Origin of the sequence: Novosphingobium organovorum, assembly GCF_022832435.1 — a bacterium.
In the GTDB taxonomy this organism is placed as follows: Bacteria; Pseudomonadota; Alphaproteobacteria; order Sphingomonadales; family Sphingomonadaceae; genus Novosphingobium; species Novosphingobium organovorum.
Genome location: NZ_JALHLF010000021.1, coordinates 1 through 24419, shown reverse-complemented (window position 1 = coordinate 24419; position 24419 = coordinate 1). Strand labels below are relative to the sequence as shown.

Here is a 24419-nt window from a genome sequence, read left to right as displayed (position 1 = left end):
GGGTTCGCATCCTTTCTCTCTCGGCCGTTCGATGCGGCCTTCGAATTGCTGTGTTGGGGCTTTTAACGGGACAGCAACGCCTTCGGTTCCCTTGGACGGCAAAGTGCAAAGGGAAGGCGACAGGAGTGAACGGGACAAGGACGGTGCGCGGTTGACTTGGATTGACGCCGTGCCGTTCGCCGCGCGGCCCGTGTAAAAACCGGACGGGAGGGGGCTATATCTTGTAAAAAGTCCTTATTCTGAATGGACTTTGTCTGTCGATACTCGCTTGATTGTCCGGTACTATTTTTGCGCTGAGAGCGCTGTTTGGAAATTCGCGTAGACGCGAATTTTGCGGCACCGGCCCACGCCCCCACCCACCACCCTTAGAATACTGCCGTCAGGTGGTGGGTGGGGGCGTGGGCCGGTGCCGCCACGAAAATGCCCGTTGCGGGCATTTCCCAAACGGACTCTGATCGAGGACAGCTTCGCCAGGCCGCTCAAGGCGCGGAAGTTGGCAAGGTCCTGCGATGCCATCGATCCGCTCTGGAAACCAAAACCGGCCGCCTTCATTGCCAAACCCGGCCATTCCATGCTGGAGGCAGACATCTAAAGCAGCGAAAGCTGCCCGTCGGGCGCGGGCTTGCGAAATTTGGTGGTGTCGAGCCGGATCGAGGGTGGCTCCATTGCGTGCCGCTTCATGGCGACCCGAAAGCGCGCGCGCAGGACGTCGGCCCAGGCGCTTTGCGGGCGGAAGCGTTCGTTGAAGCGCGGGTCGTTGTCCTTGCCGCCGCGCATTTCGCGGATCACGCCCATGACCTTGCCGGCGCGTTCGGGGAAGTGGGTTTCGAGCCATTCGCGAAACAGTGGAGCGACTTCGTGGGGCAGGCGGATCATGATCCACTGCGCGTGGCGTGCGCCCCTGGCGGCGCAGGCGGCGATGATCGCCTCCAGCTCGCCATCGGTGAGGGCGGGAATGACAGGGGCGATCATGGCGTGGGCGGGGACCCCGGCGGTGCACAGTTTTTCCAGTGCGTCCAGCCGTTTGGATGGTGAAGCTGCGCGTGGTTCGAGGAGGCGCGAAAGCCGCGGGTCAAGACTGGTGATCGACAGCCCGACGCTCACCAGATTGTCCCGTGCCAGCGCTTCGATCAGGTCGAGGTCGGCCAGAATGCGGTCCGACTTGGTTACCAGCGTGACCGGGTGGCGCACTTCCAGGCACAGCTCGAGGATCTGGCGGGTGATGCGGTAGCGCCCCTCGATCGGCTGGTAGGGGTCGGTGTTGGTGCCCATGGCGATGGGGGCGGGGTGGTAGCTGCGCCGGGCGAGCGTTTCGCGTAGCAGGCGCGGCGCATCGGGCTTGGCGAAGAGGCGGGTCTCGAAATCGAGTCCGGGTGACAGGTCGTGCCAGGCGTGGCTTGGCCGCGCGAAGCAGTAGATGCAGCCGTGCTCGCACCCGTTGTAGGCGTTGATCGAGCGATCGAAGGAAATGTCGGGCGATCGGTTGAAGGAGAGGATGGTCCTGGGGTGCAGTTCGGTGACCTGGGTGGACAGGCGCGGAGGCGCTCCATCGATCCGCTCGCGCTCGTCCAGCCAGTCGCCATCGCTCTGGCTGGACGGCAGGGCAAAGCGGGTGCTGGTCTGGTTGCTGACCGATCCACGGCCCTTGATCGCGTTCATGGTTTGGAACATAACATGAACAAGTGGCCCGCGGCAAGAGGGCGATGCCGCGGGCCGAGGATGGAGCGGCGCGGGAGAACCGTAAAACCGCGCCGCTCCGTGCAAGGCTGGTGCGGTCAGGCGGTGACCATCGGGATACCGCAGCGCACCTGGTTGACCGTGACGTCGGCCGCGCCCAGGCGGATGCCCAGCGCCTGGGTCAGGCTGGTCACCGTCTGGTCGAGCGTGGGGGCAATCACCGCGAGCGTGTTGCCAACGATTGCGGTCACCGAACTCAGGCTGAGCGTGAGGCCGAGCGTCTGGGCCTGAAGGTTGGTCTGCTTGATGAGCGAGGTTGCCAGCGACTGGGTCAGGTCGTTGGTGCCCACCGTCTTGGTCGTGCCGGCGCGAATCTCGGCGAGCGTGAAGAGGACCTCTTGGGGATCGGTGGTTCCGCCCAGCGAGACCTGGGAAAGTGCGGTCACCTTGGCGATCAGCGGGACCTGGACGAGCGTGGCGGTGCTCAGCGTCACCGGCTCGGTGAGGTCGGCCATGTCGGCCGCGCTGGCCGTGCCGATACCCACCGTGCCCAGCGCCGGGGAAACCCCCAGTGTCACGCCGTCGCTATCGGCATCGCCGGTGCACTGGATATCGTCGAGGGTGGCCTGGCCTTGCGCAAGTTCGGCGTAGAGCGGCAGCGTGAGCGAGGGAAGCAAGGGGTTTCCGGTGGAGGCGCTCGCGGCGACGAGGAGGCGGGCCTGCGCGGTGCGCAGCACGTAATCGCGTGCGCTGGTGATCGTCAGCCAGGGGCTCCTGGCGACGCCATAGCCGCGCACCAGATGGACCGTCACGTTCGACAGGCCGCTGACCGAGAGCGCGAAAGTGATGTCGAAGCTGTCGCCGTGCGAGAGTTCGAGCAGCGTCCGGGCGAGCGAGAAGGCGTCCACCTCGACCCCGGTCTTGCCCGGCGAATAGTCGAGCCGGCCATAGGGGCCAAGTTCGATCATCTGGCCCAGCGTCACGTCGACGAGCGGCGCCTGGTCGGCCATGTCGGCAAGGACCGCGGCGGCCTGGCTGCTGCCCGCGCTGGCGGCCAGCGCGCGCAGCGCGTCGCCCAGCGCGATGGGGGTGTCGAACAGCTCGGCGTAGGTCACGTCCTTGGCGTTGACCTCGGCTTTCACCGCGTCGGCAAAGCCGAGCAGGTCGACCTGGGCGCTGGCGAGGTTCTGGGTGTCGAGCACGGAAAGGTTGAGCTGCGTGCCGATCAGCGCGGACAGCAGCGCGTTGGGGATGCCGCCCGACAGCGAGGCAAGGCTCGTGCCCAGCGAATAGGCGGCCATGTCGATCTTGGCGGCGGTGGCCTGCGCGCGCACCGTGGCGTGTTCGAAACCCAGCGCGCGGCCGAAGAACATCGGCACGGTCTGGACCAGGTCGACCCGCGCCGCGCTTTCGTCGCCACCGGGCTGGAAGCGCTGGTCGACCGCGATGGCCTTGTCCTGGGTGTAGGTTCCGTTTTCGAGCGCGGCGATCGAGACATCCGCAACGGCGTTCTCGTCGATGATCCCTTGTGCGGCGGCGCGGCGCAGCTGGAGCGTGTTCTGCTGGGCTGCGGCCATGGCGGCCGCATCGGCGATGCCCTGAAGCTTGCGCTGGGCGAGGTAGATCGAGCCCAGGTCGACCGAGACGGTGGCGATGCCCATCAGCATGAGCAGCGACCCGGCGAGCAGGACCGTCACCGCGCCGCGCGTGTCACGATCGAGCCGGTGAAGGATCGCTGCAATGGGAAATGGCGTTAAGACGCGCATGGCGGCTTGCCCTTTCGGGTCAGAGAGCGGGGAGCTGGACGGTTGCCTCGCGGGTGATCGTGTCTCCGGGCAGCGGCACCAGAGAATTGGCGAACATCGTCGAATGGGCGACGTCGTATGACAGCGTGACGCGGTAGTACGCTCCATCAATGCCGGTCTCGACGTTCAGGAGGTCGGGCTCGATGGTGCCGGCGCTCAGCACGCTCTTGGCAATCGTGGCGTCGACGATCTGGCGCCGCTCGGTTGCGTCGAGCCCGGCGACCGAGGCGCGCGCGGCTTCGTTGGCGACCTGTTGCAGCGAATGCGCGGACATGAACCAGGCACCGTAGGTGACGACGCCGAGCAGCAGCGAAATGAGGACGGGCAAGGCCAGCGCGGCTTCGACGAGGACCGCTCCGCTGCGGTTGCCGGCAAGTGTGCGCAGGACGCACCATGCGCCGCGCGCTCGGGTCTGGACCGCGCCCTGCTGCGGGGCCTGGATGGTGGCCGTCGCGTTTCCTTGTGTGCTCATGATTTCCGGTTCTCCCTTCCTTGTCAGAAGGATGGCAGTCCGGAGCAAAGGAAATTCTGCACGCCTCGTGCACGCAATTACGCAATTCCCCCAGCGGGCGAATTTGAGAAAATTCTTTTAAAACATAATTTTGTTGTGGTGGTTAATGTCGATTAAAGCCTGGTATCGCAGACATGCGGGGGTGAAGGGTAACTTTTGCGCAAGGTTCTTGCGCGCGGAGCCTGCGCCAGTGGGGGCATGGCCGGACAGGGGCGTTCTCGGTGCGAAGGCCGAACGCGTGGGCCGCAGGGGATGTCAGGCCGAAGCCGAGCGCTCTTCGGTCAGCACCGCTATCGCACCTTCACAGCCATAGACGCCCTGGAGGCGGACCAGCGCCATGCGCACGCCGACGAAATCGCCCCGGTTGGTCAGGAAGTGGGTCGAGACCGGCTGCGCGTCCTCGCCGCGCAGGACGCGTTCGAGCGTATCGCGGAACGCCACCTTGTCGGAAACCGCGATAAGGTCGGTCAGGGTGACGCCGATGAGGCGTTCCTCGGGCAGGTCGAGCAGGCGGCAGAACGGCGTATCGACCCGGTCGATCGTACCGCGCAGCGAGACGCGCACGTAGGAAATGCCGCCATGCGCGTCGAGCGCCTGGAGAATCGCTTCCTTGACGTTGGCCTTGAAGTGCCGCTCGACTTCCTGGGTGATGTCGTGGAGGCGGATCACCAGCCGGTCGTCGAGCAGGAAGGACTGGAAGCGCAGCCAGGCTCCGTCGATGAAGGGCGAGGGAATGTCGGCCATGTTGGGGTGCCCGTGGACGAGGCTCTGGCGGGCCTGGACCTCGAGCAGGCTCCCGGCGACCGCGGGCAGCGCTTCGGTCAGCGCAAGGCCGACCAGCGATCCGGGCTTGGCCCGCACCAGCGCGTGGGCGTTGCGGTTGGCAAAGACGACGTTCATCGCCTCGTCGCACGCGATGATGCCGTCATCGATCCAGTCCGCGAGGGCGAAGTTGGCCGAATCGTTGCGTTTTCCTGCGGCCTTGCCGGGCTGTCCCGACCCTATGTTGTTCCACACGTCGATCGGGCACAGGACGTGCGTCTCGCGACCGTGGTGGGTGATGAAGACCGGCGAATCGTGTGCCTCGTCACGAAAGCGCGCAAACTTGCGCACGAACTCGGCAGCGGAGACGTATCCCATTTGCGCATGCCCTCTCTTCCTTCCGGAGGGGCTGGAACAATCCGCGCGATCGCCCAGGCCCCTGCGTGGTCCACACCTGTATTCCGATTTCCGACCGCGTCGATTGTTGCGGTGCAGTGCGGCTATCGCTGTCTTTTTTGCGGGCCCGAAGAGATGTTCTTCATAGTGAGCATAACAGATTAGTGCGGCGGTGTGGACGAAAATCTGCGTGCCGGGGTGCTCTGCGACCAAGGTCCAACAGGTCGCCCGGATTTGCCGTTTGTATACTTAAGGGGGGATTCGCAGGTGCGGGCACGGGCGCGTGACAGCAAAACGGGGCGGACTGGTGCTCCAGTCCGCCCCGTTTCTGATCCGATCGAAGACCGGGCTACGGCTTAGCCGAGGCCCTGTTCCTTCATCTTGGATTCCAGGTTCTCGACGATCGCCTCGAAGAACTGCTCGGTGGTCATCCAGCTCTGTTCCGGGCCGATGAGCAGCGCGAGGTCCTTGGTCATCTTGCCGCTCTCGACGGTCTCGATGCACACCTTCTCGAGCGTTTCGGCGAAGGCCACGACGTCGGGGGTGTTGTCGAACTTACCGCGGTAGGCGAGGCCACGCGTCCAGGCGAAGATCGAGGCGATCGGGTTGGTCGAGGTTGCCTTGCCCTGCTGGTGCTGGCGGTAGTGACGGGTCACCGTGCCGTGGGCGGCTTCGGCCTCGACGGTCTTGCCGTCGGGCGCGAGCAGGACCGAGGTCATCAGGCCGAGCGAGCCGTAGCCCTGGGCCACGGTGTCGGACTGCACGTCACCGTCGTAGTTCTTGCAGGCCCAGACGAACTTGCCCGACCACTTGAGCGCCGAGGCGACCATGTCGTCGATCAGGCGGTGTTCGTAGTGGATGCCCGCAGCCTTGAACTTCTCGGCGAAGCCTTCGGTGTCGTAGACTTCCTGGAACAGGTCCTTGAAGCGGCCGTCATAGGCCTTCAGGATGGTGTTCTTGGTCGACAGGAACACCGGCCAGCCCAGGTTGAGGCCATAGTTGAACGAGGCGCGCGCGAAGTCGCGGATCGATTCGTCGAGGTTGTACATCGCCATCGCGACGCCGGGCGCCGGGAAGTCGAACACGTCGAGATCGATCTTCTCGCCGTTGTCGCCGTCGAACACCAGGCGCAGCTTGCCGGGGCCAGGGATCAGCGTGTCGGTCGCCTTGTACTGGTCGCCGAAGGCGTGACGGCCGACCACGATCGGATCGGTCCAGCCCGGAACCAGGCGGGGGACGTTGCTGATGACGATCGGCTCACGGAACACCACGCCGCCCAGGATGTTGCGGATCGTGCCGTTGGGCGACTTCCACATCTTCTTGAGGCTGAATTCCTCGACGCGCGCTTCGTCGGGGGTGATCGTCGCGCACTTGACGGCCACGCCGTACTGCTTGGTCGCGTTGGCGGCGTCGACGGTGATCTGGTCGTTGGTCTCGTCACGCTTGGTGACCGACAGGTCGTAGTACTTCAGATCAATGTCGAGGTAGGGGAGGATCAGGCGCTCGCGGATCCACTCCCAGATGATCCGGGTCATTTCATCGCCGTCCATCTCGACGATGGGGTTCGTTACCTTGATTTTTGCCATTCGAGAAAAGCTCCCCTGGGGTGAAGGTGGGTGAGAATTTGGCCGTCTCTTAGGCAGAGAGGGGACGCATAGCAAGGCGGGTTTGCGCGGCTTTCCTTTACTCCGAGTAATGGAAAGCTAATGCGAAGCGTTATTGAAAAGACTTTGGTGCCTGTCGCTGCCATCGGTGTCATCGCATTCGCATCGGTGCGTGCGGGAGCGGCGCTGTTCGCCGGGACTGGCGCGGCACGCGAGGTTCGGGGCGCATGGTTGCGGCGCGGGGCGGGGTTTGCCGCCAAGGGTGCGCGGCGCAGCGGAAAACCGCGCGGGAGGCCTGTCGGTCGCGGCACGCCTGCGAGCCTGTCGGGGCGGGGCGGGGCGGTACGGGGCGCTGCGCTGCGCCGTGCCTGTCCTGCGGTGCATCCCGTCGGGCAGGCGCGGGGCTGGTATTCGGGGCGCGCCACTTTCCTTGCGGTGCAAGCATCGTGAAGTGCCGTGATTGCATGCGGATCACGCGGTGGGCAGGGCAATGGCGGTGGCCCAAAAGGAAAAAACCCGCCGGTCGAAGACCAGCGGGTTTTTCGGAATGGTGGGCGTAGCAAGGATTGAACTTGCGACCCCTACGATGTCAACATAGTGCTCTACCACTGAGCTATACGCCCATTCCATTCGAGCCTCCGAAGCGGCTTCCCGTCCGGAGGACTGGCCCTCTAGCCTCGGTCGGGATTGTGCGCAAGAGGCTTTTTTCAAAAATCGCACATTAAAGTTGAATGTGCTCGCTAAGGCCAAAAAGACGCTGAACTTCCATAACGATATCACGCAGATGGAAGGGCTTGGAGAGGACCTTGGCGTGCGGCGCCTCACGGCTGGCGCGCAAGGAGACGGCGGCGAAGCCGGTGATGAACATGACCTTGGTCGAGGGGGCCACTTCAGCGCAGCGCTGCGCCAGCTCGATGCCGTCCATTTCGGGCATGACGATGTCCGAGAGGAGCAGGTCGAACGTTTCGGTCTTGAGGTGTGGGAGCGCCTCGGTTCCGCGATCGACGGCAACCACTTCGTATCCCGCGCGCTCGAGGGCGCGGGCGAGGTAGGTGCGCATGGCAGAATCGTCTTCGGCAAGGAGGATGCGGATCATCGCCTTCTATTTTCCAGCTCTAGTTTGCATTTGACCGCTTCGCGGTGACCGGGTGAATCGCCATAGCGCGGCTCGGGTTAACATTCTTGCCCGCATTGCGCGCTGACCAGGATCGGGACGCTTTGACACGGCTGCGTGAAGGCGGCAGCGTACGATCCATGGTTCCTTCTCCAGACCTGTCCGATTCGTCTTCGTTCTCGGGCGGGAGCATTCCCGGCGCGCCGGGGCAGCCAGCTTTCACGATGACCGTTCGGGAGCCGTCGGCGCTGCCGATCCTGATTGCCGTCCCCCATGCGGGGCGCGCCTATCCCGGTGCCGTGCTGGAGGATCTTCGCGCCTGCGCGGAATCGAGCGTTCGGCTCGAGGATCGCTTCGTCGATCTCGTCGGGCGCGGCCTGGCCCGCGCCACCGGGGCCGATCTGCTGGTTGCCCATGCGCCGCGCGCGATGATCGATCTCAACCGCGCGCCCGAGGATGTCGACTGGGGCATGGTCGTGCGCGAGGGCCGTCCGCTCGAGGCGGCGGCGCGCCAGGGGCTTTCGCCGCGCGCGCGGTCGGGTCTGGGGCTCATCCCGCGCCGGCTTCCCGGCGTTGGGGAGCTGTGGCGCCGGCGCTACGAGGCGCACGAGGTCGAGGCGCGGATCGAGGGTATTCATGCGCCGTATCACGCCGCGCTTGCGCACCGGCTCGAGGTCCTGCGCGCGCGCTGGGGGGCGGCCCTGCTGATCGACCTGCATTCGATGCCGCCGCTCGGCGCGCGGGTGGGGCGTGAGCCGGTGCAGATCGTGGTGGGGGATCGTTTCGGGGCAAGCTGCCATGGCAGCGTCGTGGGCGCGACATTCGTGCAGCTTGCCCGGATGGGGCGTGAGGCGTCGCACAATCGGCCTTATGCCGGGGGTTACGGGCTCGACCGTCACGCCCGCCCGCGCGACGGGGTGCACGCGATGCAGATCGAGATTGATCGCACCTGCTATCTCGATTCGCACTTGCGTGAGCCGGGGGAGGGGCTGGAGCCGCTGGTGGAGGATCTCGCCGGGCTGGTGCGGTCTTTGGCTGGCGTGGTCGCCGAGCTGGCCGATGCGCGCCGGGGTGGCGACTGGCCGCTCGCCGCGCAGTAGTCCTGCGCTTTGGGGTAAAGCGTCCCAATTCAAACGGATGGCGGGTGCCTGGCGCCGCTGGGCCTAAAAAAACCACCTCGCGCGATGCGCGAGGTGGCCAAGGTTCAGGGAGGAGGTGCGCTATAAGCGCACCAGCAAGGTTGGGCCATGAGGGCAGCGCCGACCTTGCTTCTCTAAGATAGCGAACCTTGAGCCAAGTGCAAGCGATTATTCTGGGCAAAAAATATGGCTGTTGTCCAGCCAAAAACGCGGTTTGTTTCGCTATCGTTCATCCGTGTGACATTTTTGTCATGAACGTGTGCAGCAAAAGCGGGCCCGCGGGGCCGATGCCCCGTCCCCGGCGCGGCGATTCTCTCGCGGACCGCGCGGGGGACGGGAAAGGCCGGTCAGGCGTTTCCGGCGGCGGGCTGCATGGCCGGGGCCTGCGGACCCTTGCCCTGCGCCATCTGGCGCCCGAAAATGTCGCGCACGAGTTCAAGCGAGAACAAGTGGGCGTAGATCAGAGCGAGCAGGCCGTTCTGGTTCCACTGGCGCAGGACGTCACCGCGCACTTCGCGCAGCTTGCTCTCGTCGACCATCTGGAAGCCGCGGTAGTTGAACGGCTGGCCGCCACCGATGTCGATGTTCAGTTCGCCGTCCATCAGCAGGTTGTGCTTCTTGAGCTCTTCCATGAAGTTGCCGGTCTTGGTGCCGGCCATCTCGAAGTTCTCGCAGAACTTGAGCATGTTCTTGGTGGTTTCGCTCGGCTCGGTGCCGTCGAACAGGTTCTCGCCTTCCTCGATCTCACCGACCAGCTCGCTGCTCGGATCGACGCAGAGCGAGAGCTCTTCGCTGTCGGGGCGCAGGCGCGCGAGCATGAAGGGGTAGCGGCGCGCGTAGGCGGGGATGTAAACCGGGTTGGTCACCGTGCCATCGTCCTCGACGAAGACGTTCACGCCCTCGTTCATGCCCATCAGCGCAAGCGGGATCGGCTTGTCGCCACTGGTGAAGATGATCGGGAAGTGGCGCTGGGCCTGGGGGAATTCCTCGACGGTCAGGGGGATCGAATTGACCCCGGCAAGCCAGGTTGCCTTGTCGGTCGAACGCGTCTTCCAAGCTGCATGCTGCTGCGAATTGAGCGGAACAAGGTCCTTGTAAAACAAGGGAAGGGAAGGATTCTTTGGCGCAGTGGCCATTGCGTTACTCTCCGCGATCGAGGTTAAAACAGATCAGCCGGTGGCTTTAGTGGCTTGCGCGCAGTGGTGCAAGCCGATGGGACCTGCTCGTTAATGTTAAAGCAATTTGCCCGGATTGAGCAGCCCTAGCGGGTCGAGCGCGTGCTTCACCGCGCGCAGCAGGTCGAGCGCGACCGGATCGCCCAGTCGGGCGAGTTCGTCGCGCTTGAGCTGGCCGATCCCGTGTTCGGCGGAAATGGAGCCGCCCCATTCGGTTACGAGATCGTGAACGCGCCGGCTGATCGCCTTGGCATCGTTTGCATACCACGCCTCGGGGGCGACGCCGGGCGGGGCTACGACGTGGAAATGGACGTTGCCATCGCCCAGGTGCCCGAACGCCAGTGCGTGGGTGCCGGGCCATTCGCGTTCGAGCTGCGGCGCGGCTTGCGCGATGAAGGCGGGCATGGATTCGACCGGAACCGAAATGTCGTGCTGGACGGCAGGGCCGCGGGCGCGCTCGGCGGGCGAGATCGATTCGCGAAGGCGCCAGAACGCCTCGGCCTGGGTCTCGCTGGCGGCCAGCACGGCGTCCTCGATCAGGCCGTCTTCGAGTGCGGTTGCCAGCGCCTGCTCCACCGCATCGCGCAAGGGCGTGGGCGGCGTTTCGTGCGCGCTGGACGCGGTGGCAGGCCGTGCGAATTCGATCAGCGCGTGCCAGGCGTGCCGATCGGCAAGTGGCGCGCGCGATCCCGGCAGATGCTCGAGCACATGGTCGAGGCAGGACTGGGGCAGGACTTCGAAGCCTTCCACGCCGGGCCCCAGCGCATCCTCGCAGGCCTGGAGCAGGTGCCGCGCCTGGGTCAGTGAGGTTACACCGACCCAGGCAACGACACGCTCGGCCACGGCGGGGACAAGTTGGAGTGTGGCCGCCGTGACGATGCCGTTTACGCCCTCGGCGCCGATGAACAGTTGCTTGAGGTCGAAGCCGCGGTTGTCTTTGCGCAGCGGCGTGAGGGCGCTGTAGATGCGCCCGTCCGCCAGCACCGCCTCGATCCCGAGGACCAGTGCGCGCATGGTTCCGTGGCGCAGCACTTGCGTTCCCCCGGCGTTGGTCGCGATCAGCCCGCCCACCGTGGCCGAGCCCTTGCCGCCCAGTGTCAGGGGGAAGCGCAGGCCTTGCGCCTCGGCCGCTTCGTGCAGTGTCTGGAGGATGACCCCGGCCTCGCAGGTGACGCGCCGCTCGGCGAGGTCGAGCGTGCGGATGGCGTTCATCCGGCGCAGCGAGAGGAGGAGCTGGGCGCCGCTCGCATCGGGCGTCGCGCCGCCCGACATGCCGCTGTTGCCGCCTTGCGGGACAAGCGCGATGCGGTGCTCGTGGCACAGCGCGACGAGGGCGCTGAGCGTGGCGGTGTCGGGCGGCGCGGCGAGCGCGAGTGGTCGGCCGTGGAAGCGCCCGCGCCAGTCGGTGCTCCACGGGGCAAGGTCTTGCGCATCGCGGGTCAGGCCACGGCGGCCGAGCAGGGTGTGGGCGTGGTCGAGGAAAAGGTCGGGGGAGCGCATCGTGCGCCCGGCTATGGCACAGGCGCCGGGCATATGCATCGGGCAAGTGCGGGGGGCGGGGCAGGCGGGGCTCGACTGTGTGTGGGCGGGGCGAGGGCTGGCCGCTCGGTCGGGCGGCGCAAGGTTGCATCGGTTATGCTGTTTTAGGGTCTTTACAGCGTCAACGGCGGTGGCAAACATGCGCCAAGGAGGAGGTTCAGCGGCCGTTAAAGCGCCGCCGCTAGCGTCAAGACAGCGGTCCAGCCGCGTTCAGGGAACACTGCTTGCAATGAGTTTAGCCTCCGTCCTGCTCTTTCCGCTGGTGCTTCTGATGCCAGCGGTCCCGGCCGCGCAGCCGGGGCAAGGCGTTGGTGCGGGTGGGCAACTGGTGGCGCAGGGCGATGACGGGGTGGACGGCTTGTCGCTCGATGCAGGCTCGGATCAGCCTGCCTCGCCGGGGTTGTGGCCCGATGCGGGCGACGATGCCTGGGACGATACTCCCTTCCTCGCGATGCGCTTCTCGATGGCCGAGCCGCAGGATTCCTGGCAGATCCGCATCGAACAGCGCATGACGATCCGGATCACTCCGCGCGCGCCGATGGAAATGCCGCGTGACATGCCCGCCGACATGCCCGGCCGCGATGGACCGGCTCATTTCAAGGAGCGCCCGTTCGGGAGCTGCATCGCGGCCGAGGCGATCGCCGGGGTCCAGCCCGGACAGGGCAATCGCCTTTTGCTGTTTACGCGCGACCGGCGGGTCGTAGTCGCCGAACTCGAGGGGGCCTGCCAGGCGCGCGACTTCTATTCGGGCTTCTATCTGTCGCATTCGAGCGACGGAAAAGTCTGCGTGAATCGCGATCGCCTGCAATCGCGCAGCGGTATGCGTTGCCATCTCACCCGCCTGCGCGAACTGGTTGAGGGCCATCGCTAGGGCCACTGTGCCCGGCTGGCGGGCGCATCATCGCGCGGCAGCTCGGGCACATCTGCGGATTTCCTTGACTTTTGTGGTGCTATGGGACTAGGGGGCCGCTATCGCGATGCTGCGGGAAGTCCCGAAATTTCGGGGCGTGCCGTACTCGCCTTTGTAACTGTCCCGAAAATTTCCGGAAACCTGAGCGTTTATGAGCTTTGCCGATCTCGGCCTGTCTGACGAATTGCTGCAAGCGGTCGAGGCCGCGGGCTACACTGAGCCGACACCTATCCAGGCCCAGGCCATCCCCCCGGTCCTCATGATGAAGGACCTCATCGGCATCGCGCAGACCGGAACGGGCAAGACCGCCAGCTTCGTTCTCCCGATGATCGATGTGCTGGCGCATGGTCGCCGCCGCGCGCTCATGCCGCGTTCGCTTATCCTCGAACCGACGCGCGAGCTGGCCGCCCAGGTCGCCGAAAACTTCGAAAAGTACGGCAAGAACCACGATCTGCGCATGGCGCTGCTGATCGGCGGCGTGCAGATGGGCGATCAGGTCAAGGCGCTGCAGGAAGGCGTGGACGTGCTGATCGCGACGCCGGGGCGCCTGATGGACCTGTTCGAGCGGGGCAAGATCCTGCTCACGGGCTGCGAACTGCTGGTCATCGACGAAGCGGACCGGATGCTCGACATGGGCTTCATCCCGGATATCGAGACGATTTGTTCGAAACTGCCGACCAACCGCCAGACTCTGTTGTTCTCGGCAACGATGCCGCCGGTCATCAAGAAGCTGGCGGATCGCTTCCTGTCGAACCCCAAGTACATCGAAGTCGCGCGTCCCGCCTCGACCAACACCAACATCGAGCAGTTCAAGCTCCAGGTTTCCGCGCGCAAGAAGCGTGAGGCTCTGCGTGAGCTGCTGCGTACCGACAACGTGTCGACCGCGATCATCTTCTGCAACCGTAAGACGACCGTGCGCGAACTGGCCAAGAGCCTCAAGCGCTACGATTTCAAGGCGGGCGAGATTCACGGCGACATGGACCAGTCCTCGCGCATTGCCGAGCTTGAGCGCTTCAAGAGCGGTGCGATCAACATCCTGGTCGCCTCCGACGTCGCCGCGCGCGGTCTCGACGTGAAGGGCGTGAGCCACGTCTTCAACTTCGATACCCCCTGGCACCCGGACGATTACGTCCACCGCATCGGCCGTACCGGCCGTGGCGGCGCGACCGGCCGTGCCTTCACGCTGATCACGCCCGAGGATGCCGAGGCGATCGAGAACGTCGAAAAGCTGACCGGCGGCAAGATCCCGGTCTATCGCCTGGCAAGCGACGGCGGCGAGGCGCTGGACGACACGCGCGAGGAAGCGCCGGTGTCGGCAAAGGCTGCGGCTCCCGCCAAGCGGCGCAAGCGCCCGGCGCGTTCGGAAACCGGGAAGGTCGAAGCCGCGCGTCCGGTCGAGGCGAAGAAGCCGGTGGACGCCAGGCCGACCCAGGCTGAGCGTCCCGCTCCCAAGGCGCCGCGCCCCGAAGTCCGCGAACCCGAGCGTACCGGGCGCGGCCGCACGGCGCACCGCGAAACCAGCGATCGCTACGAAACGGCGGGCGGCGATCAGGGCTGGAACGGTCCGGTCCCCGAATTCCTGAGCGTTTCGGCCATCGCCTGAGCGCTCGCGATCGCAGACATTCGAACGGCCAGCGTGCAAGCGCTGGCCGTCTGTCGTTGGGGCTAGCTTGCGTCGAGATTGGCGATCACGCGCAGCATGAGGTCGCGCAGCTGGACGGTCTCGGTCATCGTCAGTCCGGCGAGCGCGCGCGCGTTGATCGCCGAGGCGGCGTGTTCGAGCGCGGGGACGTGCGCGCAGGCCTGCGGGGTCAGTCGGACGAGCGCGGCGCGCCTGTCGCCGGGATGCGCCGTGCGGGTGATCCAGCCATCGCGTTCCATGCGGCCCAGCGTGTTGGCCATGGTGGGCTGTTCGACACAGGCGATCCGCGCAAGATCGCGCTGGGTCAGCGCCGGAGCCGGTTCTTCCCCGCGCGGGGCCAGCGCGAGCAGGACCGGCAGGCACGCAGCACCAATTCCGGCCTGCGCCAGATGGGCGTCCATTTCACGGGTGTAGAGCCGGGCGGCCCAACTGGTCAGAAACCCGGCCGTACGTCCACGCTGGAGCGATGTGTATAGCCCGCTATCCATATCCATCGAAGGCTATGATTAGCGCAAGTTAGGCCTGACCGTCATTCCGTGAACCTACCTAACTGCGCACCCTTGCCGCCGTGACCCACGGTGGCCGGCAGGGGCAAAGGCCGACAGTATGCCGGGTCAAGGGATGGCAAATCCCTTGAATCGCGCCCTTCTATCGCAGGTTCAGCGTCAGGCGGGCTTCACGAAACTGTCGAGCACGCGCTTCGCGCCAGCCTGTTCGAATTCGATTTCAAGCTTGTTGCCTTCCTGCGCCGCGACGGTGCCGTAGCCGAACTTCTCGTGGAAAACGCGCGCGCCCACGGCAAGGTCGGTGCGCGGCTTGCTGGCAAAGCTGGCCGCGCTGCGCGTGCTTTCGGCGACCCGGCGCGGGGAGGCATCGAATTCGCGCGCGGCGGCGCGTTGCCAGCCCGGACCTCGGGTTACGATGCGCGAGGGCTGGTTGCGCGCCGCGTCGGCAAAGGGATCGGCGTGTTCGGACCACTGGGCGCGCCACAGCGAGGCGCCGCCGGTCAGCGTGGTCTCGCTCTCGACGTCGGCATCGGGCAGCTCGGCGACGAAGCGCGAGGGGATCGAACTGGTCCACTGCCCGTATATCCGCCGGTTGGCGGCGTGCAGGATGGTGCATTTGCGCTTGGCGCGGGTGATCGCGACGTAGGCGAGACGGCGCTCTTCCTCGAGGCTGGCGAGCCCGCCTTCGTCGAGCGCACGCTGCGAGGGGAACACGCCGTCCTCCCAGCCGGGCAGGAACACATTGTCGAATTCGAGCCCCTTGGCCGCGTGCATGGTCATGATGGTGACCTTTTCCTCGGTGTCGGCGGCGTCGTTGTCCATCACCAGGCTGACGTGTTCGAGGAAATCGCCAAGGCTGGCGTATTCCTCCATCGCGCGGGCGAGTTCGACGAGGTTTTCCTGCCGCCCGTTGGCTTCGGGCGTCTTTTCGGCCTGGAGAGCGTCGGTGTAGCCGCTTTCGTCAAGCACGGTGCGCATCAGCTCGGCCGGGCCTTCGGTCTGGTCGAGGTCGCGCCAGCGGGCAAAATCGCGCATCAGCGAGAGCAGGGTGTTGCGCGCGCGCGCGGGCAGTTCGTCGGTGTCGACGATTTCGATCGCGGCTTTCGACAGGGGGGTGCCCTGCCGACGGGCGAGCTGGTGCAGCTTCTCGAGCGCCTTGGCGCCGAGGCCGCGCTTGGGGGTGTTGTAGATCCGCTCGAACGCCAGATCGTCGGCGGGCTGGGCGATCACCCGCAGATAGGCCAGTGCGTCGCGGATTTCGGCGCGTTCGTAGAAGCGGAAACCGCCCACGATGCGGTATTTCATGCCGATCGAGATGAAGCGGTCCTCGAACTCGCGGGTCTGGTACTGCGCGCGCACGAGGATCGCGATCTGGTCGAGCGGGGCGCCCTCGCGTTCAAGCCGTTCGATCTCGTCGCTCACCCGGCGCGCTTCCTCGGGGGCGTCCCACACGCCGATGATGTGAACCTTGTCGCCCGCGTGGCGCTCGGTCCACAAGGTCTTGCCAAGGCGCTGCGAATTCTCGTTGATGAGCCCCGATGCGGCCGAGAGGATCTGCGGGGTGGAGCGGTAGTTCTGTTCGAGCCGGATCACCTTGGCGCCGGGAAAGTCCTTTTCGAACCGGAGGATATTGGCGACTTCGGCGCCGCGCCAGGAATAGATCGACTGGTCGTCGTCACCCACCACGCAGATGTTGCGGCGCGCTTGGGCGATCAACCGCAGCCACAGGTACTGGACCTGGTTGGTGTCCTGATACTCGTCCACCATGACGTATTTGAAGCGCTGCTGGTACTGCTCGAGCACGTCGCGGTGCTGGCGCAGGATGTTGAGCATGTGGAGGAGGAGATCGCCGAAATCGCAGGCGTTCACCGCTTTGAGCCGTTCCTGGTAGAGCGCGTAGAAATGCCGCCCCTTGCCGTTGGCGTAAGCCTCGTTCTCGCCCGCGTCGAGATCGCCGGGGTTGAGCCCGCGGTTCTTCCAACGGTCGATGCACCCGGCAAGCTGCTTGGCCGGCCAGCGCTTGTCATCCACCCCTTCGGCCTGGATCAGCTGCTTGATGAGGCGCAGCTGATCGTCGGTGTCGATGATCGTGTAGTTCGCTTCCAGCCCGACCAGCTCGGCGTGGCGGCGCAGCATCTTGGCGGCGATCGCGTGGAAGGTGCCGAGCCAGGGCATTCCCTCGACCGCCGGGCCGATGAGCTGGGCGACACGTTCGCGCATCTCGCGCGCGGCCTTGTTGGTGAAGGTCACGCACAGGATTTCGCTTGGCCAGGCGCGCCGCGAATGGACCAGCCAGGCGAGGCGCCGGGTGAGCGCGGAGGTCTTTCCGGTTCCCGCGCCTGCCAGCATCAGGACCGGGCCTTCGGTCGTCAGCACGGCGTCGCGCTGCGGCGCGTTGAGGCCGGCGATGAGCGGGTTTGAGTCCAGGTCGGACGGGAGGGATCGGGTATCGGTCACCCGTGAACATCTAGGGAACGCGGGCGCATCGTGCAAGGCGGCTCGCGATCCGTCCCGGAACAATTTCCCCACCTTGTGCGTCGTTGGGGTGAAAGAGGCGCTTGTGCCCAAAGGACCCGATCCGGTCCTGGCGGGCGGTGCGGCGCGTGTCTTTTGGGCGCGATCCCCTCGGGTTGCGTTGGTGGGGCATCCGAAGTTCTCACGCCTGTGAGAACACGTTAGAACTATGGAGTAAGCCCATGAAGAATATTGCAATTGCGATTTCCGTCGCGGTTATGGCCGCCCCCTTTGCCACGCCCGCGATGGCACAGGCGCCGCGCGCCGACGTGGTCCAGAAGGACGCGCGCGGCCACGCCGAGAAGGTGCGTGTGGACGGCCGGGTCTACGATGTGTGTCGCGGTGATCGCATGGACGATTGCATAAATCCGCGTGCGGCCGGACTGAACTGGGGCAACCGTGCGCTGGAGACCTGGCCGGGTGAACCGGCCAGCGAGATGCACCGGCGCTGAGCCCGCCCTGGAGGATGGTCTGTAGGCAGGAGAGGAGGGGGCGTCGTGCGAGCGGCGCCCCTTTCGCCGTTTCGGGCGGGCAGACAGTGGTTCCAAAGTGAACGGAGATGGCGCGAGTTTGGGCCGGTCCCGATCCGCTTCGCGCGGTAGTCAGACGTAAAGTTGCGTAGAAACTTGGGGGCATGACAGCAGGGCGGCGGGCGGCTGCATCAGGGGTGAATGGCAAAACGCGCTGCGCAGGAAAGCCGGTCGGGCGGGCCGGGTCTGAACGTTTTTATGGCCCTTGCGATGCTTGTCTTCGCCGCGTTGCCCGAGGGGGCCCGGGCGCAGGTGGGCAAGGTGGCGCTGATCATCGGCAACGCGCGTTATGCGCACACGACCGCGCTCGACAATCCGGCCAACGATTCGCGCCTGATCGCCCGTTCGGCGCAGAACGCGGGATTTGCGGTGACGCTGGCGCTCGACCAGACCAACGAGGAATTCCAGAAGACGCTGCGCGAGTTTCGGCTCAAGGCCAACGGGGCGCAAGTCGCGATGATCTACCACGCCGGTCACGCGATCGAAGGGCAGGGGCGCAACTGGCTGATCCCGATCGACGCCACGCTGGAAACCGAATTCGACCTGCCTTACGAGGCGATCAATTTCGACCGCTTCGACCGCCTGCTCGAAGCGCTCAGCGGCGCACGCACGCGGATGCTGGTGCTCGATTCCTGCCGCAACAACCCCTTCGGCAACTCCTGGAGGCGCGGCGTGCGCGCGGTCGGCAGCGGCATGGCGCAAGTCGAGGTCGACGATGTCCTCATCATCTACGCGGCGCAACCGGGTCAGGTCGCGCTCGACGGGCGCGACGGCAATTCGCCGTTCGCGGCCTCTCTGGCGCGGCGTCTGGTCGAACCGGGGCTCGCGCTGCAACTCCTGGGCGGGGCGATCCGCGATGACGTGCTGGCAAGCACCGGAGGCAAGCAACGCCCCTTCGTGAGCGCAAGCATGACCGGGACCCCGGTCTACCTTGCCGCGCCGCAGCCGGCTGTGGCGGTGCCGCGCCAAGACGATGGGCTCGCAGGTGCATCGGGCGCTGGCGCGGCCCGCGGCGCGCAGGAGGGCGGTAATGCGAGCGCCGGAAATGACCGGACGGCCTATGAAGCGCTCGCCTGGCAGGGGGGCTGCGGCCTCGAACTCGCTTTCGGGCTACCGCACCTTCCTGCGCCAGTTTCCCGATGGTCTCTTTGCGAACATGGCGCGTAGCGCGATCGCCGCGCTCGAGCGCGAACCGGCCGATACGGTTATGGCGCCCTTGGTGAATTCGTCGGGGCCGACGAGCGCCATGGCAGTCGGGGGCGCGGAAAGGCCGCTTCCATTGGCTTCATCGGGTGCCCCGGCGCCTGGCGCGGGGCCCGCTGGCGCGCTTCGGAATGGTCTGGAACCGGCTGCCCATCCCGCGAACGAGGCGATTGCGGACGACGTTGGCTCGGCGAGCCTTGCTTCGACGTCGCTGCCGCGCCTGACCCCGGCCGCGAGATCGGAATGGACCGCAGTGACGGATGCTACGTCGGAGGACCGCGCCGCGCCCGCTCTCGCCGCAGCGCGCACGGCCAACGCAACCGGAGGGCTCTCGATGGACGAACTCACCCGTCTGCGCAAGGGGGCGGCCTTGCCCGAAATGCCGGTCGCGCCCGGTTTCTCGGCGAGCGCATACCCGCCGTGCCGCGAGGATTTTCGCACGCAACCCGATACCCTTCAGCAGGTCGAGGCGGTCAACGCCTGCACCAGTGCGCTCGATGCCTTCTACGCCGGGACGATGCTCGGATTCCGGCACGCCATGGCTGCGCACCAGCAGGAACTGTCGCGGCTCTATACCGATCAGGTCGGTGGCAATCCGGTCTTTACGCCGCAAGAACAGAAAGGATTTTTCCAGGCTATGCGCGCCGAACACGCCGCCTCGAATCCCGATGGGGACCACTTTGCCGCTTATCGTGAGGCCGAAAGCCGCGACCAGTCCGATCGGACTTACCTTCAGGGTGAATACTGTCGGCTGGCGGGTTGTTGACCTTGAACCAGGGAACCCGATAGCTTGGCTTGCCAGGGCCCGCTCCGGATCGCTGCCGGGCCTGGGGCTGTGGGGCAAGGTTTGCCGTAGCCGAACTTTCAAACAGTCTGGGGGCGGTTGCGGTCGTGTCGTGCGTTGTGCCGAGGCGGGTTCGATGGGCTTTGGAACGGCGCGATTAGGCATCTGACGGTGTACGCGCAGGCGATGGCACGCTGTGTAAATCGTATGGTCGTCTGGCGAACGGCCTTCGGATCAGATGCGGACTGCGCCGAGATGGGCAATCCAGTATTCGTGCCGCTCCTTGAGCGTGCGCTCAAGCGCCGGGCCCAGTTTTTCGCGGTCGAGCTCTTCGAGGATCTCGAAGCGGATGGCCGCCGCTCCCAGCTTCAACCAGGCCGTCTGAAGCGAGGCATGGGGGCACTTGCCAAGGCGTAGGGTGAATGTCACCCGGTTCTCGATAGCCCGCAGATCGCGGGCACGGCCGATCCAGATCGCGGGGGGAGTGCCCGCAGTTGTGTCCTGGGGCATGCGCGCGCTGGCCGTGTCGTCGGGCTGGCGGTCCGCGCGCAGGGCGTAAATGCCGATCGCCGGTGCGCTGTCGCGATAGCGCGCCAGGGCGGCCTTGCGATCATCCTTGTTCATGTCCGTGACTCCTCGCGTCGCGATGGTTGCATATTTTTACCCGGATAAATTGACTTGGAGTCACATGCAATATATCCGGGTAAAAATATGCCGAACAGGACTGAACGTACCATGCCTTCGAGCGCCCCCGCTATCTGCACCGCCTTTTTCGAAACCCGCCGGGTGGCACGGGGAACGCGCCAAGAATTGGTTGCTGCGCTGCGCGGGCGCGAGGCGGGGGTGCTCGTGTTCGAGGATGCGAGCGGGCGGCCGGTCGATCTCGACTGGCGGCTTGGCCTGGCCGAAATCCATGGTGTCGAGGGTCGCAGTATAGAGGCTCATGCGGGGGACGCTCATGCGGGCGAGGTGGCGGGTCGCGCCGGAAAAGACGCCGCGCCGCGCCGCAGAGGCCGTCCACGGCTTGGCGTGATCGCGCGCGAGGTGACGCTTTTGCCCGATCATTGGGAGTGGCTGGCCCGCCAGCCGGGCGGCGCCTCGCAGGCGCTGCGCCGCCTGGTCGCTGCTGCGCGCAAGGCCGATGCCGGGCGCACCGACGAACGGGCGGTGCGTGAGCGCGCCTACCGCTTCATGGCTGCGATCGCGGGCGATTTCGCGCATTTCGAGGATGCCTCGCGCCAGCTTTTCGCGGGGAACCGGGCGGGGCTGGAGCAGGCCATCTCCACTTGGCCGCACGACGTGCGCGCTTATCTTTTGAACCTGCTCGATGCCGCGGTGCCAGCGCCATGACCAGCGCACGAATCGTGCGCCTGCGCGCCTTCATCGAACGGGTGTGGAACGAAGGCGACAGCGCCGCCGTGGACGATTACCTCGCTCCCGCCTACACCATCCACAGCGATCCGGGCGATCCGTGGGAAGGCCGAACGCTGGACGTGCACGGCTTCATCGAGCGGCTTGAGACTTCGCGGGCACCATGCCCCGACCAGCGTTTCACCATCCTCCATGCGAGTGAGGAACACGACCGCGTCGCGCTGTTCTGGAGCTGGAGCGCGACCCACTCGGGCGCGATCGCCGGTTTTGCGTCAAGCGGCGCGCGCATAACGATGACGGGGGCCAGCCTTTACGCGTTCGACGCGAGGGACCGATTGACCGGCCATTGGCAAATCGCGGACCGGCTTGGCGTCTTGCGGCAGTTGCAGAGGGCGGCGGGTGCGCAAGGTGGATAGGCCGCCGGGCGGCCCTGTTCGCCTCGAAGCCGCGCGGGACCGGGCTGCCGGCTGTTGTCCTCGAGCCGGCGCGCGCTTTACGAACAGGAGCGGCTGCGTGGGGGATGGTTTCGCCGGGGAGACGCGGTCGCCAACCAATAGCCGCCATTCCCATCGGGGGTGAGAACGATCAGAAAGTCACGATCGTCCCGAATTCCCGCGTGCGCGATGGCTCTGGCCCAGACCACGCGCCTGCGTTCGCTACCTCGAACCACCCGCTTGATCTGAACCGCAAGCTGGAAGGTGCTGCGCCAGCCAGAGCATTTTCCAGTCAGGTGGAAACACCTGACGGTTCAGAAAATGCGCTAAAACATGAGCATTTTCCAGTCAGGTGGAAACACCTGACGGTTCAGAAAATGCGCTAAAACAAAAGCCTGGAGCGATCGATCTGATGAAAACTGGTCGACCGCTCCAGCGAGGGGCGGAGTTTGAACGACCGCCTCGTCGAGCGTCCTGATGCGCCCGACCACCGCCAGATCGCCGCTACACCCGAACCGCAAATCAGGTCGGCGTTGTTCGGTCACGCACCCGCACAGGATGAAGAGTAAAGGCAGGACGGCTGTTCTGCGCATCCGTCCTGCATAAGCACGTCGCCGGGTGTGATCGGCCTGCGCGTTTGCGGTTCCATGGACGAAGCTCTCCCGTGCGCGGTGCGGGCGGCTTGGTTGCTGTTACGGAAACAGGGGCGAGGTGCAGGTCATGGCGCTGGCCTTCCCCTACGGCTCGGGTCTTGTGTGCAGCGGCGTTGCCGAGGGCGGGGGGCGGGCAATCGCTCGCCAGTCCCCTGCCGAGGGCGCTGTTCGGGGTGCTGTCCCGTCAGGCGAGGCGCAGGATGTGGAGGCGGGCCTTGCCGACATCGCGCGTGGCTTCGAGCTCGAAGCCACGCAGGCTCACGCCTTCGCTGCGCGCGGTTTCGATCGAGACCCAGGTGGCCTCGTTGATCCAGCCCAGCCGCGCCAGCTTGTCCGCCGCGACCGCGCCCGCGCCGGTCTCGTAGGGCGGGTCGAGCATGACCAGGTCAAGCGCCTCGCGCGCGGTGCCCAGCGCCAGCGCCGAGGCCGCGCGCACGTCGCAGCGATCCTGGGCCTTGAGGTTGGCGATATTGCCCCGGATCGCGCGGATCGCGCTGGCGTCCTGATCAACGAAGAGGCAATGCGCCGCTCCGCGCGAGAGCGCCTCGAGCCCGAGCGCGCCCGAACCTGCGAACAGGTCGGCAACGCGCAGGCCCTCGAACGAGCCGAGCCGGCTTGCCAGCATCGAGAACAGCGTCTCGCGCGTGCGGTCGGCGGTGGGGCGGGTCGCGTCACCCTCGGGCGTGAGCAGCTTGCGCCCGCGCCATTCGCCCGCGACGATGCGCAGGCCCGTGCGGGTATTCGCGGGCTTCATGCTTCGCTTCCGTCCGGACGGGCCTCGCCACGCCCGTCCGATCGGGGCTGGCTGCGGCTGTTCTGACGCTCGATCTCGCGGCGGAAATGCTCGACATGGCGCGTTTCGATCTCGATCGCGGCGCCCTTGGGCAGGTCGTCGAGCGCGAAGGGGCCGTAGCCGATGCGGATCAGGCGGCTGACCTTGAGCCCGAAGTGTTCGAGCACGCGGCGCACTTCGCGGTTCTTGCCTTCGCTCAGCGTCATTTCGATCCAGCGGTTGTGGCCGACGCCGCGCTCCATGTTGGCGTTGATCTTGCCGTAGCGGATGCCGTCGATCTCGACGCCCTCGATCAGGCTTTCGAGCTGTTCTTGCGTGATGTCCCCGAAGGCGCGCGCGCGATAGGTGCGCGGAATACCAGAGGAGGGCAGTTCGAGCGCGCGCTTGAACTCGCCGTCGTTGGTCAGCAGCAGCAGGCCCTCGGTGTTGAAGTCGAGGCGGCCGACCGGCATCACGCGGCCCGCGTTTGCCGGAAGGGCGTTGCGCAGCGCGGTGTAGATCGTCGGGCGACCGGCTGGATCGCGCTCGGCGGTGATGAGCCCGGCGGGCTTGTGGAAGGCGAACAGGCGGGTGGCCTCGGCTTCCTTGACCGGATTGCCGTCAACCGTGACGCCCTGGAGCGAGGTCAGCACGGTCGAGGGGGTGTCGATCACCGTCTCGCCCTGCTTGACGCGCCCTTCGGCGATCAGGCGTTCGGCCTCGCGGCGGCTAGCGACACCCGCGCGGGCGAGCAGCTTGGCGATGCGTTCGCCTTCGCGTGCGGGCAGGGTGGGGTCCTTGGGCGTGGGGCCGGACGGTTTGGGCTTGCCGAAGCTGCGCGGGCGCGAACCGACCCCGCCGCGACGTTCGGCGAAGGGGCCCGAACCGCCACGCGGTTCGTCACGCCGGGACGGCGCGGGGCGTTCGTTGCGCCAGGAAGGCGCGGGGCGTTCGTCGCGGCGCGGTGCGGGGCGGCGTTCGGCACTTCGGACACCGTCGCGGCGCGTGTCTTCACGGCGGGCGTCATCGCGGCGGGGAGCCGGGCGCGCATCCTCGCGGCGCCTGTCGCCATAGGGCCTGGCGTCCCGGTGCCGGTCGTCGGGATGTCGGGCGTTCTGATGCCGGTCGTTGCTGTGTCGGTCGCTGCGCCGGTCCTCGCGGCCAAACGCTCGTTCGCGTCGCTCATCACCACGGGGCGATGGGCGCGCATCGTCTCGGCGGTGATCGTTGCGGTGATTGTTGCGCCGATCGTCGGGGCGGTAGTTGCCGCGCGTCTCGTCGCGGCGGGCCTGTCCGGTGCGCTCGTCCGGGCGCGGCCCTGACCGCGGGCCATCGCGCCGGGTGTCAGGGCGTGCATCGTCGCGCCGGTGTGCCGAGC

Annotated in this window: 21 protein-coding genes and 1 tRNA gene; 8 read left to right on the top strand and 14 right to left on the bottom strand. The window is 66.2% G+C overall.

Features of this window, described 5'->3' with window-relative positions; all coding sequences use genetic code 11:
• Nucleotides 1–588 precede the first annotated feature (588 nt).
• The 7 genes from MTR62_RS07895 to cpdR all read right to left on the bottom strand — a co-directional run bounded on the left by MTR62_RS07895 (nt 589) and on the right by cpdR (nt 7851).
• Nucleotides 589–1659: a PA0069 family radical SAM protein gene (locus MTR62_RS07895; protein WP_244018719.1), complete on the bottom strand. Its 1071-nt coding sequence runs from the start codon at nt 1657–1659 to the stop codon at nt 589–591.
• A gap of 116 nt (nt 1660–1775) precedes the next feature.
• Nucleotides 1776–3443 carry a pilus assembly protein TadG-related protein gene (locus MTR62_RS07890; RefSeq protein WP_244018717.1) on the bottom strand — a complete coding sequence of 556 codons (1668 nt, stop codon included), beginning with the start codon at nt 3441–3443 and terminating at the stop codon, nt 1776–1778.
• A 19-nt stretch (nt 3444–3462) separates the two neighbouring features.
• The gene (locus MTR62_RS07885; RefSeq protein WP_244018715.1) at nt 3463–3954 is read right to left on the bottom strand and encodes a TadE/TadG family type IV pilus assembly protein; all 492 of its coding nucleotides are present in this window, start codon (nt 3952–3954) and stop codon (nt 3463–3465) included.
• A gap of 294 nt (nt 3955–4248) precedes the next feature.
• On the bottom strand, nt 4249–5133 hold the full coding sequence (locus tag MTR62_RS07880; protein ID WP_244018713.1) for a PAS domain-containing protein: 885 nt from the start codon (nt 5131–5133) through the stop codon (nt 4249–4251).
• Between the two features lie 374 nt (nt 5134–5507).
• On the bottom strand, nt 5508–6737 hold the full coding sequence (locus tag MTR62_RS07875) for an NADP-dependent isocitrate dehydrogenase (RefSeq protein ID WP_244018711.1): 1230 nt from the start codon (nt 6735–6737) through the stop codon (nt 5508–5510).
• Nucleotides 6738–7303: 566 nt separating this feature from the next.
• Nucleotides 7304–7378: transfer RNA gene (locus MTR62_RS07870), tRNA-Val, on the bottom strand.
• Nucleotides 7379–7476: 98 nt separating this feature from the next.
• Nucleotides 7477–7851: a cell cycle two-component system response regulator CpdR gene (gene cpdR, locus MTR62_RS07865; protein ID WP_244018709.1), complete on the bottom strand. Its 375-nt coding sequence runs from the start codon at nt 7849–7851 to the stop codon at nt 7477–7479.
• Between the two features lie 158 nt (nt 7852–8009).
• Between cpdR and MTR62_RS07860 the strand changes: the two genes are divergently transcribed.
• Entirely contained in the window at nt 8010–8969 is a 960-nt protein-coding gene (locus MTR62_RS07860; RefSeq protein ID WP_244018707.1) for an N-formylglutamate amidohydrolase, read from the top strand.
• 386 nt (nt 8970–9355) lie between these two features.
• Here MTR62_RS07860 and MTR62_RS07855 read toward each other — a convergent pair whose 3' ends face one another.
• Both MTR62_RS07855 and MTR62_RS07850 read right to left on the bottom strand, forming a co-directional pair.
• Complete coding sequence (locus tag MTR62_RS07855; RefSeq protein WP_244018705.1) at nt 9356–10144, bottom strand: SapC family protein; 789 nt, start codon at nt 10142–10144, stop codon at nt 9356–9358.
• A gap of 96 nt (nt 10145–10240) precedes the next feature.
• Nucleotides 10241–11683 carry an FAD-binding oxidoreductase gene (locus MTR62_RS07850; RefSeq protein WP_244018703.1) on the bottom strand — a complete coding sequence of 481 codons (1443 nt, stop codon included), beginning with the start codon at nt 11681–11683 and terminating at the stop codon, nt 10241–10243.
• A 268-nt stretch (nt 11684–11951) separates the two neighbouring features.
• Between MTR62_RS07850 and MTR62_RS07845 the strand changes: the two genes are divergently transcribed.
• Both MTR62_RS07845 and MTR62_RS07840 read left to right on the top strand, forming a co-directional pair.
• On the top strand, nt 11952–12593 hold the full coding sequence (locus MTR62_RS07845) for a hypothetical protein (protein WP_244018701.1): 642 nt from the start codon (nt 11952–11954) through the stop codon (nt 12591–12593).
• A 190-nt stretch (nt 12594–12783) separates the two neighbouring features.
• A complete protein-coding gene (locus tag MTR62_RS07840; protein ID WP_244018700.1) occupies nt 12784–14235 on the top strand; it encodes a DEAD/DEAH box helicase in 1452 nt (483 codons plus the stop codon).
• Between the two features lie 62 nt (nt 14236–14297).
• On the opposite strand, the gene MTR62_RS07835 is transcribed toward MTR62_RS07840, so the two are convergent.
• Together MTR62_RS07835 and MTR62_RS07830 are read right to left on the bottom strand one after the other, a co-directional pair.
• Nucleotides 14298–14768 carry a MarR family winged helix-turn-helix transcriptional regulator gene (locus MTR62_RS07835; RefSeq protein WP_244018698.1) on the bottom strand — a complete coding sequence of 157 codons (471 nt, stop codon included), beginning with the start codon at nt 14766–14768 and terminating at the stop codon, nt 14298–14300.
• 171 nt (nt 14769–14939) lie between these two features.
• The gene (locus MTR62_RS07830; RefSeq protein WP_244018696.1) at nt 14940–17237 is read right to left on the bottom strand and encodes an ATP-dependent helicase; all 2298 of its coding nucleotides are present in this window, start codon (nt 17235–17237) and stop codon (nt 14940–14942) included.
• A gap of 239 nt (nt 17238–17476) precedes the next feature.
• On the opposite strand from MTR62_RS07830, the gene MTR62_RS07825 reads away from it, so the two are divergent.
• From MTR62_RS07825 to MTR62_RS07815, 3 genes are all read left to right on the top strand, one after another.
• Entirely contained in the window at nt 17477–17746 is a 270-nt protein-coding gene (locus tag MTR62_RS07825) for a hypothetical protein (protein ID WP_244018694.1), read from the top strand.
• Nucleotides 17747–18022: 276 nt separating this feature from the next.
• Nucleotides 18023–18991 (top strand): caspase family protein, encoded by a 969-nt coding sequence (locus MTR62_RS07820; RefSeq protein ID WP_244018692.1) that lies wholly within the window; start codon nt 18023–18025, stop codon nt 18989–18991.
• Nucleotides 18992–19280: 289 nt separating this feature from the next.
• The gene (locus MTR62_RS07815; protein WP_244018691.1) at nt 19281–19793 is read left to right on the top strand and encodes a hypothetical protein; all 513 of its coding nucleotides are present in this window, start codon (nt 19281–19283) and stop codon (nt 19791–19793) included.
• A 252-nt stretch (nt 19794–20045) separates the two neighbouring features.
• On the opposite strand, the gene MTR62_RS07810 is transcribed toward MTR62_RS07815, so the two are convergent.
• Nucleotides 20046–20435, bottom strand: a complete 390-nt coding sequence (locus MTR62_RS07810) for a GIY-YIG nuclease family protein (RefSeq protein WP_244018689.1) — start codon at nt 20433–20435, stop codon at nt 20046–20048.
• 87 nt (nt 20436–20522) lie between these two features.
• Here MTR62_RS07810 and MTR62_RS07805 point away from each other — a divergent pair, with 87 nt between their 5' ends.
• Nucleotides 20523–21161 (top strand): DUF2239 family protein, encoded by a 639-nt coding sequence (locus tag MTR62_RS07805; protein ID WP_327194389.1) that lies wholly within the window; start codon nt 20523–20525, stop codon nt 21159–21161.
• Nucleotides 21158–21598, top strand: a complete 441-nt coding sequence (locus tag MTR62_RS07800; RefSeq protein ID WP_244018685.1) for an ester cyclase — start codon at nt 21158–21160, stop codon at nt 21596–21598. The genes MTR62_RS07805 and MTR62_RS07800 overlap by 4 nt, the downstream gene beginning before the upstream one ends.
• Before the next feature lie 855 nt (nt 21599–22453).
• On the opposite strand, the gene rsmD is transcribed toward MTR62_RS07800, so the two are convergent.
• Entirely contained in the window at nt 22454–23023 is a 570-nt protein-coding gene (gene rsmD, locus MTR62_RS07795; RefSeq protein ID WP_244018683.1) for a 16S rRNA (guanine(966)-N(2))-methyltransferase RsmD, read from the bottom strand.
• Nucleotides 23020–24419: pseudouridine synthase (locus MTR62_RS07790; protein WP_244018681.1), on the bottom strand; the 1400-nt coding region annotated here is incomplete at its 5' end. The genes rsmD and MTR62_RS07790, both read right to left, overlap by 4 nt.